General features: G+C 73.6%; 11 protein-coding genes. 7 read left to right on the plus strand and 4 right to left on the minus strand.

Annotation, left to right across the window (positions count from 1 at the left end):
* On the plus strand, positions 1-641 hold a 641-nt coding region (locus tag ACXJKL_RS05310; protein WP_457206016.1), incomplete at its 5' end, for a DUF2306 domain-containing protein.
* The gene (locus ACXJKL_RS05315; RefSeq protein WP_457206017.1) at positions 638-1,660 is read left to right on the plus strand and encodes an LLM class flavin-dependent oxidoreductase; all 1,023 of its coding nucleotides are present in this window, start codon (positions 638-640) and stop codon (positions 1,658-1,660) included. The genes ACXJKL_RS05310 and ACXJKL_RS05315, both read left to right, overlap by 4 nt.
* A gap of 16 nt (positions 1,661-1,676) precedes the next feature.
* Here ACXJKL_RS05315 and ACXJKL_RS05320 read toward each other — a convergent pair whose 3' ends face one another.
* On the minus strand, positions 1,677-1,898 hold the full coding sequence (locus ACXJKL_RS05320; protein WP_457206018.1) for a PLD nuclease N-terminal domain-containing protein: 222 nt from the start codon (positions 1,896-1,898) through the stop codon (positions 1,677-1,679).
* A 9-nt stretch (positions 1,899-1,907) separates the two neighbouring features.
* Positions 1,908-3,371, minus strand: a complete 1,464-nt coding sequence (locus ACXJKL_RS05325; protein WP_457206019.1) for a DUF4389 domain-containing protein — start codon at positions 3,369-3,371, stop codon at positions 1,908-1,910.
* Positions 3,372-3,520: 149 nt separating this feature from the next.
* Between ACXJKL_RS05325 and ACXJKL_RS05330 the strand changes: the two genes are divergently transcribed.
* Genes ACXJKL_RS05330 through pta form a run of 3 tightly spaced genes read left to right on the plus strand, consistent with a single transcriptional unit; the run spans position 3,521 to position 7,403 of the window.
* Complete coding sequence (locus ACXJKL_RS05330) at positions 3,521-4,111, plus strand: flavin reductase family protein (protein WP_457206020.1); 591 nt, start codon at positions 3,521-3,523, stop codon at positions 4,109-4,111.
* A gap of 20 nt (positions 4,112-4,131) precedes the next feature.
* Positions 4,132-5,328 carry an acetate/propionate family kinase gene (locus ACXJKL_RS05335; protein WP_457206021.1) on the plus strand — a complete coding sequence of 399 codons (1,197 nt, stop codon included), beginning with the start codon at positions 4,132-4,134 and terminating at the stop codon, positions 5,326-5,328.
* On the plus strand, positions 5,325-7,403 hold the full coding sequence (gene pta / locus ACXJKL_RS05340) for a phosphate acetyltransferase (protein ID WP_457206022.1): 2,079 nt from the start codon (positions 5,325-5,327) through the stop codon (positions 7,401-7,403). Before ACXJKL_RS05335 ends, pta begins: the two co-directional genes overlap by 4 nt.
* A 15-nt stretch (positions 7,404-7,418) precedes the next feature.
* On the opposite strand, the gene ACXJKL_RS05345 is transcribed toward pta, so the two are convergent.
* On the minus strand, positions 7,419-7,886 hold the full coding sequence (locus ACXJKL_RS05345) for a PPOX class F420-dependent oxidoreductase (protein ID WP_457206023.1): 468 nt from the start codon (positions 7,884-7,886) through the stop codon (positions 7,419-7,421).
* 69 nt (positions 7,887-7,955) lie between these two features.
* Here ACXJKL_RS05345 and ACXJKL_RS05350 point away from each other — a divergent pair, with 69 nt between their 5' ends.
* Complete coding sequence (locus ACXJKL_RS05350) at positions 7,956-8,981, plus strand: NADP-dependent oxidoreductase (RefSeq protein WP_457206024.1); 1,026 nt, start codon at positions 7,956-7,958, stop codon at positions 8,979-8,981.
* 101 nt (positions 8,982-9,082) lie between these two features.
* Here the strand turns inward: ACXJKL_RS05350 and ACXJKL_RS05355 are convergent, their stop codons facing one another.
* Entirely contained in the window at positions 9,083-9,895 is an 813-nt protein-coding gene (locus tag ACXJKL_RS05355) for an MBL fold metallo-hydrolase (RefSeq protein ID WP_457206025.1), read from the minus strand.
* A gap of 312 nt (positions 9,896-10,207) precedes the next feature.
* On the opposite strand from ACXJKL_RS05355, the gene ACXJKL_RS05360 reads away from it, so the two are divergent.
* The coding region (locus ACXJKL_RS05360) for an SNF2-related protein (RefSeq protein ID WP_457206026.1) at positions 10,208-11,428 on the plus strand (1,221 nt) is incomplete at its 3' end.

An 11,428-nucleotide genomic window follows, 5' to 3' on the forward strand; every position in this document is an offset into this window, starting at 1 on the left:
GGGCAGGCCGGTCGGGCTGGCCGGTGCCCGCCGCCCTCGTCGCGCTGAGCGCGATCCCGGTCGCCGCCGGGACCCTCCGACTCGTGCAGCTCGCGGGTGGGCCCGACGTGATGCCGGCGGACGACCGGTTCGGCGGGTTCCCGCTGGCCCTGGTCCTGCACATCGTCGGCGCCGCGACGTACGCCGTCGTGGGTGCCCTGCAGTTCGTGCCGCGACTGCGCCGCGGCAGCTGGCACCGCCGCGCCGGACGCGTCCTCGCCGTCGCGGGCCTGCTCGTCGCCGGCTCCGCGCTCTGGCTGACCGTGGGCTRCGCCCCGAAGCCCGGTACGGGCCACCTGCTCTTCTGGCTGCGGCTGACCTTCGCCTCCGTGATGGGTGCCTCCCTGGTGCTGGGCGTTGCCGCGATCCGCCGCCGGGACGTCCCCGCGCACCGGGCGTGGATGATCCGCGCCTACGCCATCGGCCTGGCGGCCGGGACGCAGGCCTTCACCGAGGGCGTCGGCGCCGCGCTGCTCGGGACCGGCCAGGTGCGGGGCGACCTGGCCAAGGGGGCGGCGTGGGTCATCAACCTCGCCGTGGCCGAGTGGGTCGTGCGCCGCCCGGGGAATGCCCGCGCCGGTCGATGGTTGGACCAGTCATGAAGAAGATCGGGTTCCTCAACTTCGGTCACTGGACCGACTCGCCCCACTCGCAGGTGCGCAGCGCCTCCGACACCCTCCTGCAGTCGATCGAGCTCGCGGTCGCCGCGGAGGAGCTCGGCGTCGACGGCGCCTACTACCGCGTGCACCACTTCGCCCGCCAGCTCGCCTCGCCGTTCCCGCTGCTGGCCGCCGTCGGGGCCCGGACCAGCAGGATCGAGATCGGCACCGGCGTCATCGACATGCGCTACGAGAACCCGCTCTACATGGCCGAGGACGCCGGCTCGGCCGACCTCATCTCGGGCGGCCGGCTCCAGCTCGGCATCAGCCGGGGATCACCGGAGCAGGTCGTCGACGGCTGGCGCTACTTCGGCTACGCGCCGGCGGCCGGCGAGGACCAGGCCGACATGGCACGCCGGCACACCGCGGTCTTCCTCGAGGTGCTCGAGGGCAAGGGGTTCGCCGAGCCCAGCCCGCGCCCGATGTTCCCCAACCCGCCCGGCCTGCTCCGACCCGAGCCGCACTCGCCCGGGCTCCGCGACCGGATCTGGTGGGGAGCCGCGTCGGACGCCACCGCGCGCTGGGCGGCCCAGCAGGGCATGCACCTGATGAGCTCGACCCTCAAGGCCGACGAGACCGGCGAGCCGTTCCACGTCCAGCAGCGCCGGCAGATCGACGCCTTCCGGGAGGCCTGGGCCGAGGCGGGGCACGACCACGAACCGCGGGTGTCGGTGAGCCGGTCGATCATGCCGATCACCACGGACCTCGACCGGGCCTACTTCGGCCACGAGGGCAGGAGCGCCGACCAGATCGGCAACATCGAGGCCAACCTGCGGGCCGTCTTCGGCCGCTCGTACGCCGCCGAGCCGGACGTCCTGGTCGAGGAGCTGGCGCAGGACGAGGCGATCGCCGCGGCCGACACGGTGCTGCTGACCGTCCCCAACCAGCTCGGCGTGGACTACAACGCGCACCTGCTGGAGTCGTTGCTCACCGACGTGGCGCCGGGGCTCGGCTGGCGGTGAGCCGGCGTACGCCCGATCAGGCCTGGCGGCGTCCCAGCGCGAGGTAGGCCAGGGGCCCGAACGGCTGCACCGACATGGCGGGCGCCCACAGTGCCTTGGGGCCGCGGACCTGGTCGGCAGGACGGCGGCCGAGGTCACGCAGGCAGTAGGCCGTCAGGACGACCTCGACGAMGCCGGAGACGATGATGATCCGCTGCTGGGTCGGACTCAGGTCGGCCCACGTCTTCTTCTGCGCCATGGCGACAACCTAGCGCGGCGCCGGCCTCCGGCGGTGCACGGCGAGCCACAGGACCAGCGCGGACAGCGGCAGCAGCAGCGCTCCGGTGATGAGGAGCCCGGTGGCGACGTCGCCGAGGACGGGCACCTCGGCACCGACGGCGACCCGTGCCCGGACCGGAGCAGTGCCGTCGGCGCTCATCACGACCACCGTCCAGTCACCGTCCTGCGGCTCCCACGTCAGCACCTGGGACCCCGGGCCCGTCTCCGAGGCGACCCAGAAGGTCTGGTCGCCGGGAGGCAGGAGCGGGGTGCTGCCGTCCACGTACGCCGTGTCGGGGCCACGACGATCGCCCGAGGGATCGATGACGGTCGAGTGGGCCACGCCGCTCAGCCACGCGTCCGTGGCGGCGGTCGGCGCGATGCCCACGAACACGTCGGCCGGGACCTCCGAGCTCGCCACGACGCGGACCGTGCCCAACCAGCGGCTCGCGAGGTCCAGGTCCACCGAGCCGTCGTCCAGGTGGATGGCGCGCGAGGTGACCGCCAGCCCGGGGGAGGCGAAGGTCGACGAGTCGCTCATCAGGTAGCCGTTGTCGTCACGCAGCACGGTGTCGCCGATCGTGAGCGCGGCACCGCCGGCCAGCAGGCCGAGCGCGCCCAGTGCCATCAGCGACCCGAGCACCACCCCGAGGATCCGGCCGGCGCCCCAGCGCTGCGCCGGCGGGGGCGCGACGTACGGACTCGGTGCCGGCGGCGGGCCCTGGGCCGGCGGCGGCGGTTCGCCGAACGGCTGCGGGGCGCGGGCCGTCGGCGGGTCGAGGGTGAGCACCCCGGTGCCGGGGTCGTCGCCGCCCATGTCGAGGCGGAACGGCGGGTAGGCGTCGGTCATCAGGGCGGCGTACGCGGCGACGCGCAGCACCCAGCGGTTCAGTCCCAGGACCAGGTCGAAGATGCTGCGCGGGTAGCGCCCGGTGAAGAGGAGCAGCACCCCGGCGACGAGGACGAGCAGCCCGATCAGTCCGCCGTTCCAGCCCTGGGACAGATCGTCCTCGGAGGCGGCGTACGCGCCGCCGCCGAGGAAGAGGGCGAGCACGAGGTAGTGGGGGATGGCGAGCAGCCACCACTTGACCAGCACCAGTCCGCGCGACAGGCGCTCGGGACGGACCACCTCCAGGTGCGCGGGGTAGTCGGGACGCTCCTCGAGGGTGAAGGGCGGGTAGCGGTCGGTGCCCAGCCCGCCGTACGTGTAGTAGGACACCCGCCAGGTCCAGCGCAGCACCCCGACGTTGAAGTCGAAGATCGAGCGGGGGTAGCGCCCGGTGACGAGGATGGCGAAGAAGGCGACCACCGACAGCACCGCGAACGCGACCCACAGCAGCGCCAGGACCAGGAAGTGCGGGATCGCGAGCAGCCACTTCACCAACCACAGCCACCGGCTGAGGTGGTCGTCGAGCCGGGCGTCGACGCGGACGGGATAGGTGGGCGGGCTCATGAGCGGCCTCCGGGACGGGTGGGCGGGGCAGGCGCCTCCCTCCCCACCGTGCGCCCGTCGCGCCGATCACCGTCAGGGCCCAAGGTCACCCCCGGACGGGCCGCCCGCCCCACCGGACGGCCTGCCCGGCGTGCCGGGACACTGGGGACATGGACTCCCGCCGCACCGTGTTCCTCTCCGACGACCCGGACGTGAACGTCTACCGGCTGCTCACCGCGCTCGTCGTGCCGCGACCCATCGCCTGGGTGTCGACCGTCGCCGCCGACGGCGTCGGCAACCTCGCCCCGCACTCCTTCTACACGGTGTCGTGCGCCAACCCGCCGATCGTGCAGTTCACCTCCGTGGGTGACAAGGACACGCTGGCCAACGTGCGGGCGACGGGGGAGTTCGTGGTCAACGTGGCCTCGCGCCCGCTGATGGACCTGGTCAACGACTCCTCGGCAGGCTTCGAGCCCGGCGTGGACGAGGCCGAGGCCCTGGGCATCGAGACCGAGCCCAGCCTGCTCGTCGCCCCGCGCCGGGTCGTGGCGTCGCCGGCCTCCCTCGAGTGCACGCTGCACTCGACCGTCGAGCTGGGGGACTCCACCCTGGTGCTCGGACACGTCGTGGCCACCACGGTGCGCAGCGAGGCGCTCGTCGAGGGCCATCCGTCGATGGCGCACCTGGAGCCGGTCTCCCGGCTCGGCCGCGACGAGTGGGGGCTGCCTCCGGAGGTCGTGAGGCTGACCCGCCCGCGCTGACGGGCGGTACGTTGACCAGCATGAGCGCGGAGCAGGTGCTGGTCCTCAACTGCGGCAGCTCGTCGGTCAAGCTGGCGCTCGTGGACCCGGCCACGGGTGCCCGCCGGTTGACCGGGCTGGCCGAGCGGGTGGGGAGCAGCGATGCGACGGTGCACCTCCGCCGCGGCGACGTCGGGCATTCCAGCGTCCCGGAGGACCCCTCCTCGCGAGGAGCCCTGACCCACCTGGTGGCCTCGCTCACCGACGAGGAGCGTGCCGGGCTGGTGGGGGTGGGACACCGGGTCGTGCACGGCGGCAGCCGCTTCAGCGCCTCCGTGGTGGTCGACGACGAGGTGCTCGCCGACCTCCACCCGCTGGTCGACCTCGCGCCGCTCCACATGCCCGCCAACCTGCTCGGCATCGAGACCGCCCGCGAGGCGCTGCCCGGTCTCGCGCAGGTCGCGGTCTTCGACACCGCGTTCCACCAGACGATGCCGCCGGTCGCCTACCGCTACGCCGTCCCGCAGGAGTGGTACGACGACCACGACGTGCGGCGCTACGGCTTCCACGGCACCAGCCACCGCTTCGTCAGCGCCCGGGCGGCCGGGGTGCTCGACCGTCCCCTCGAGGATCTCCGGCTCGTGGTCCTCCACCTCGGCAACGGGTGCAGCGGGGCCGCCGTCCGCGGCGGGGAGTCGGTCGACACGACCATGGGGCTGACGCCCCTGGAGGGACTGGTCATGGGGACCCGGAGCGGTGACGTCGACCCGGGGCTGCTCGGCTACGTCGCCCGGCGCCTCGACCTCGACGTGGAGGGGGTGGTCGACGCGCTCAACACGCGGAGCGGGCTGCTGGCGCTGTCGGGGCTGAGCAACGACATGCGCACCGTGTGCGAGGCAGCGGCGCAGGGCTCCGACGCCGCAGCGCTGGCCCTCGACGTCTTCGCCTACCGAGCGGCGAAGTCGGTCGGCGCGCTCGCCGTCGCGCTCGACGGGCTCGACGCGGTCGTCTTCACCGGCGGCATCGGCGAGCACTCCGAGGAGGTGCGCCGCCGCATCCTGTCCCACCTCGGCGTGCTGGGGCTCCACGAGGACCCCGCCGCCAACGCTGCCCACGGCCGGGGGACCGGCGGGCGGGTCAGCCGCGACGGGGACAGGGTCGCGATCGTCGTACCCACCGACGAGGAGCTGCTCATCGCGCGCGACACCGCCGGGCTGGCCCGGGAGGTGGCTCGATGACCCGCACGCTGCTCGTGGCGCCCACCAGCCACGGGGTCGGGCTGACGGCCACCTGCCTCGGGCTGGTGCACGCCCTGGAGCGGCAGGGGGTGTCGGTCGGCTTCTACAAGCCGCTGGCCCAGCCCCGCGCCCGCGGCGCCGACGAGGACCGCTCCACCGCCCTGGTCCGGCTCACGTCGACGCTGCGCCCCCCGGAGCCGATCTCGGCCACCCGCGTGGAGCAGGCGCTGTCGCGCAACGAGCTGGACTCGCTGCTGGAGGACGTGGTCGCGGCCGCGGAGCCGCTCGTGGCCGAGCACGACGTCGTGGTCGTCGAGGGCCTCGTCCCCGGCTCCGGACTGGTCTACGCCGGACGCACCAACGTCGCGCTGGCCAAGGCCCTGGACGCCGACGTCCTGCTCGTGGGGGCCCCGGAGAGCAGCGAGGACCTCGAGCACCTCGCCGAGACGATGGAGATCACCGCGCGCACCTACCAGGGCGGCGAGCGCCGACGCGTGGTCGGCGCGGTGGTCAACCGCATCCGGGACCTGACGCCGGAGCGGACCGCCGAGACCCGGACGGTCCTCGGCCGACGCGACCTCGCCCTGGTCGGGGCGGTGCCCTTCCGGCCCGAGCTGGGGTGGCCGCGGGTCTCCGACGCGGTCCGCGGCCTCGGCGTCCGGGCGCTCAACGCCGGGGAGCAGGACCGCCGGGTCAAGGACGTCATCGTCGGCGCCCAGGCCGTGCCCGGCATCCTGCCGCTGCTGCGCGAGGGGCTGCTGCTCATCGTGCCGGGGGACCGCGACGAGATCATCCTGTCCGCCTGCCTGGCCGCGATGAACGGCACCCGCTTCGCCGGGCTGCTGCTCACCCTGGGCGTGGAGCCGGACCCCCGGGTGTGGGAGCTGTGCCGCGGCGCGGCGGCCACCGGGCTGCCCGTGCTGCTGACCGAGCGCAACAGCTACGAGACCGCCACCACCGTGCACGACATGGACCCCGAGGTGCCGGTCGACGACGGCGAGCGGGCCGGGCTGGTGATGGCGGCGGTGGCCGACGCGCTCGACCCCGGCTGGCTGGCCACGCTGCCCACCCCGGACCACGTCCCGCGCCTGAGCCCCCCGGCCTTCCGGCGCCGGCTCGCCACCCAGGCTCGCGAGGCCGACCGCAGGATCGTGCTGCCCGAGGGCACCGAGCCCCGCACGATCCGGGCCGCGGTGACCGCACATCACATGGGCATCGCCCGGTGCGTGCTCCTGGGCACGCCGGACGAGGTGGCTGCCCAGGCCGAGGCCCAGGGCCTCACCGTGCCTCCCGGCATCGAGGTCGTCGATCCCGCGGCCGTGAGCGAGCGGTACGTCGACGCGCTCGTCGAGGCCCGCCGTCACAAGGGGATGACCCCCGACATCGCCCGCAACCAGCTCGACGACACGATCACGCTCGGCACGATGATGCTGCGGCTCGACGAGGTGGACGGCATGGTCGCCGGTGCCGTGCACACCACCGCGGCGACGCTGCGCCCCGCCCTCCAGCTGCTCGGCCCAGCCCCCGGCGCCCGTCTCGTCTCGTCGGTGTTCTTCATGTGCCTGCCCGACGAGGTGGTCATCTACGGCGACTGCGCGGTCAACCCGGACCCGGACGCCCAGCAGCTCGCCGACATCGCCGTGCAGAGCGCGGCCTCGGCCCGGCGGTTCGGCATCGAGCCCCGCGTCGCGATGATCAGCTTCAGCACCGGCACGTCCGGGACGGGCGTGGACGTCGCCAAGGTGACGGAGGCGACCCGCCTGGTCCGCGAGCGCGAGCCCGGCCTGYTCGTCGACGGCCCGTTGCAGTACGACGCCGCCGCCATCGCCTCGGTGGCGCGCAGCAAGGCCCCGGACAGTCCGGTGGCGGGGCGGGCCAACGTCTTCGTCTTCCCGGACCTCAACACCGGCAACACGACGTACAAGGCCGTGCAGCGCAGCGCCGACGTGATCTCGATCGGGCCGATGCTGCAGGGCCTGGCCAAGCCGGTCAACGACCTGTCGCGCGGTGCGCTCGTCGAGGACATCGTCTACACGATCGCCATCACGGCCATCCAGGGGATGCCCGTCACCTGAGGCGCCGGGCGGCCGTCAGTCCCGCGTCGACTCCGGCGGGAAGCCTCCGGTGGCGACCGGGCCCCAGTGGTCCGGGGTGATCCGGATCAGCGACTTGCCCTGGTCCCGCATGGCCCGGCGGTACTCGTCCCAGTCGGAGTGCTCGCCGGCGATGTTGCGGAAGTACTCCACGAACGGCTCGACGTCGTCGACCGCGTCGATCACCTCGGCGGTGCCGTCCACCTGCACCCACGGGTCGTCCCACTCGTCGGAGACCACGACGACGCTCACCTCGGGGCGGCTGCGGGCGTTGCGGGTCTTGGCACGCTGCGGATAGCTCGAGATCACCAGGCGCCCGGAGTCGTCGACGCCGCCGGTGACCGGGGAGGCCTGGGGACTGCCGTCGCCGCGTCGGGTGATGAGGACCATCCGGTGCCGCGGCCGGACGAAGTCGAGCATCTCGTCGCGCTCCACGCGGGTGTTGGTGGCGATCTTGGGGGCCATGGTTCCTCCTGGTGTCGGCGACCGGACCCCCCGATCGTGGCACGCCCACCCCGGGGCTTGAATGGGTCCATGACCACATCGACCCAGATCCGCATGGCCGCCCGACCCGTCGGCGAGCCGGCCGACAGTGACTTCGAGGTCACCACCGAGGAGCTGCCCGAGCTCGCCGAGGGCCAGGTGCTGCTCCGCACCCTCTACCTCTCCCTCGACCCCTACATGCGGGGCCGGATGAGTGCCGCCAAGTCGTACGCCGCGCCGCTCGAGGTCGGCGACGTGATGCTCGGCGGCACGGTGTGCGAGGTCGTCGGGTCGCGCGCCGAGTCCCGCGCGGTGGGCGACGTCGTGCTGGCCTTCGCCGGCTGGCAGACCCACGCCGTGGTCGACGCCCGGCACACCCGCCGCATCGACCCCGACGCCGCGCCGGTCAGCACCGCGCTGGGGGTGCTCGGCATGCCCGGCTTCACGGCGTACGCCGGGCTGCTCGTGCTGGGCCGTCCGCAGCCGGGCGAGACGGTGGTCACCGCCGCGGCCGCCGGCCCGGTCGGCTCGGCCGTCGGCCAGATCGCCAAGGTCAAGGGCGCGCGAGCGGTGGGCATCGCCGGTGGTGCCGAGAAGTGCCGCATCCTCGTCGAGGACTACGGCTTCGACGCTGCGGTCGACCACCGCTCGCCGACCTTCGCCGACGACCTGGCCGCCGCGACCCCTGACGGCATCGACGTCTACTTCGAGAACGTCGGCGGCGCCGTCGCGGCGGCCGTGACGCGCCGCCTCAACCGCTTCGCGCGGATCCCGGTGTGCGGCCTGGTGGCCGGCTACAACGCCACCAGTGCCCCCGAGGGTCCCGACCAGCTGCCCGCCTTCATGGGCAGGGTGCTGGCGCTGAGCCTCACGGTCCGCGGCTTCATCCAGGACGAGTTCGTGGCCGAGCACCACGAGGACTTCCTGCGGGAGATGACCGGGTGGGTCGCCGACGGGTCGGTGCGCTACCGCGAGGACGTCGTCGACGGTCTCGAGGCCGCGCCGGAGGCGTTCCGAGGCCTGCTCGTCGGGCGCAACGTGGGCAAGCTGCTGGTGCGGGTGGCGCCCGAGGGCTGAGCGCCCCCCTCGCCCATGTAACGCTCCGTCACGCGGACTTCACACCCCATCGGTGGCTGTGGGAGCCGCATCGACGGAGCGTTACATGTGGGTGGCCCGGGCTAGGTACGCCGCGCGTGCCGCCCGCCGCCGGTCCGCTGTGCCTGCTCGAGCAGCAGCGGGTCGTGCGAGTTGACGAGCAGCACCCCCGGCTCGCGTCCGTCGTACAGCTCCGCCAGCCGCTCGTGGTTGGCGTGCACCAGGGCCCGGTCGTGGGCCACGGCTCGCTCCATGCGCCGCAGTGCGACCGGTGCGGCGCCGGACCCGTCGACCTGGCCGTGGTGGTAGAAGGCGTCCCCGGCGTGGAGCACCCAGTGGTCCCCGGCGTCGACGGCGACCGCCGCGTGCCCGCGGGTGTGCCCCGGCAGGGCGATGAGCACGATGCCGGGGGCGAGACCGTCGAGCTCCACCGCGGTGAAGCCCCACCACTCGTCACCCGAGGCGGGCGAGTGCTCGATGAGCGTGGGGGCGTGCGCGCGCTGGGCCGTCCGGTAGCGGTTGCGCTCGAGGCGGGTCTGCGGCGACAGGGTGGCGGCGAGCTCGTTGGAGGTGAGGTGYACCGCCGCGCCGGGGAAGTCGGCGAGCCCGCCGACGTGGTCGGCGTCGAAGTGGGTGAGCACGACGGCGGTCACGTCGCGCCCGGAGAACCCCAGCGCCTCCACCTGACGCAGCGCGGTCTCGGCGGGGTCGAGCACCGGACGCGTCAGGCGCCGGGCCGGTCCCAGGCGGCCCGCCGGGTCGCGGATGTCCTCGAGGCCGAACCCCGAGTCGACCAGCACCAGCCCGGTGGGCGTCTCGACGAGCAGGACGTGGCAGACCAGCTCCGGCGCGAGGCGCGGGCGCAGGGTGCCGCAGTTGAGGTGGTGGACCAGCATCTGGCAAGGATCGGTGGCGGCCCCGCGGCGCGCCAGTGCAGCACGCGCCTGACTGGACCGCTCGGGCCGAACTTTTACCGAGCCGGGCCGGGACCCACCGGTGCACACTTTCGCGCGGGACGGAGGTAACATGGGAACCACTTAGCCCCCCGGTCGAGCCMGATCCGGGTGGACCAGCCCCGGCATTCGGGTGCGGCTCAGACGTTCTGTCACCGTCGCACCGGCCCCGGGGGAGACAGCGTCGTACCGGGGAAGAACGTGTGCGGCGACGTTGTCCGACGTAGGCGCGTCGGGCATCCGAGGAGGACGTGAGTGGCTCAGCGAGGCCGACGCCAGACCGCGCAGCGCCGAGGTGGCAACACCAAGGTCAAGCGCCTGGACAACGAGGGCATCATCCCGGTGCTCGCCCGCGCCGTGCGCGAGGTCGAGCAGGCCGCCGAGCGCGGCAAGGTGATGCCTCACGGCCGGGCGACCTTCCAGGTGGTCGCGCTGCTGGTGCGGGAGGAGCGCTCGCGGATCAACGCCGACACCGAGGTCGCCGAGGGACGCCGGGGCGAGCAGCTCAAGCGTCTCGACGGCATCGCCACGATCCTGGCCAAGACCGCGGCCCGCGACACCTCGCTGCTGCAGCTGCTCGCCGAGGACGCCGAGATCTCCGAGGGCGCTCGTGCGCTGCGTCGGCAGATGCTCAAGCAGGCCGGCATCGACGCCCCCGCGGAGGTCGAGCCGCCCAAGCCGGACACGGCTGCGAGCTCCTCCCCGCGCCGCGTCGTGCCCCAGTCCGTCGTCGCCCGCCAGCTGGCCAACCCGTTCCTCGTGCCGGACTTCTCGGCCGCAGAGCTCAGCCGCCCGCAGGCGCGTCGGCTGGCCAACTGGGAGCTCCTCGAGCCGCTCTTCAAGTCCTTCGAGTACGTCGGCGGCGGCGCCTCCGCCTGCATGACCCTCCCGGCTCCCGACGCGGCCCGCACCCCGGGTGTCGCCCTGATGCCCCACCAGAAGCAGCTGGTCGCCTCGGCCGCCCAGGGACACCGGACCTTCCTCCTGGCCGACGAGCCCGGCCTCGGCAAGACCGCGCAGGCCCTGATCGCCGCGCAGGCCGCCGACGCCTACCCCCTGCTGTGCGTGGTGCCCAACGTCGTCAAGGCCAACTGGGCCCACGAGGTGAGCCTGTGGACCCCGCACCGCACCGTCACCGTCATCCACGGCGACGGCGAGACCGTCGACGGCTTCGCCGACATCGTCATCGTCAACTACGAGGTGCTCGACCGGCACGTGGGCTGGCTGGGCGACCACGGCTTCCGCGGCATGGTCGTCGACGAGGCCCACTTCATCAAGAACAAGTCGTCGCAGCGCAGCCAGCACGTCCTCGAGCTGTCGCAGCGCCTGCGGACCCGGGTCGCCCGCCCGCTGCTGATGGCCCTGACCGGCACCCCGCTGATCAACGACATCGAGGACTTCCGCGCGATCTGGCAGTTCCTCGGCTGGATCGACGACCAGAAGCCGCTCGCCGAGCTGATGAACAAGCTCGAGGAC

Source organism: Nocardioides sp. P5_C9_2 (assembly GCF_054049555.1).

Bases quoted from the DNA above. Each gene is read 5' to 3' on its own strand.
- ACXJKL_RS05315 (WP_457206017.1), top strand. From the start codon at position 638: ATGAAGAAGATCGGGTTCCTCAACTTCGGTCACTGGACCGACTCGCCC.
- ACXJKL_RS05325 (WP_457206019.1), bottom strand. From the start codon at position 3,371: ATGAGCCCGCCCACCTATCCCGTCCGCGTCGACGCCCGGCTCGACGAC.
- ACXJKL_RS05330 (WP_457206020.1), top strand. From the start codon at position 3,521: ATGGACTCCCGCCGCACCGTGTTCCTCTCCGACGACCCGGACGTGAAC.
- ACXJKL_RS05335 (WP_457206021.1), top strand. From the start codon at position 4,132: ATGAGCGCGGAGCAGGTGCTGGTCCTCAACTGCGGCAGCTCGTCGGTC.
- ACXJKL_RS05345 (WP_457206023.1), bottom strand. From the start codon at position 7,886: ATGGCCCCCAAGATCGCCACCAACACCCGCGTGGAGCGCGACGAGATG.
- ACXJKL_RS05350 (WP_457206024.1), top strand. From the start codon at position 7,956: ATGACCACATCGACCCAGATCCGCATGGCCGCCCGACCCGTCGGCGAG.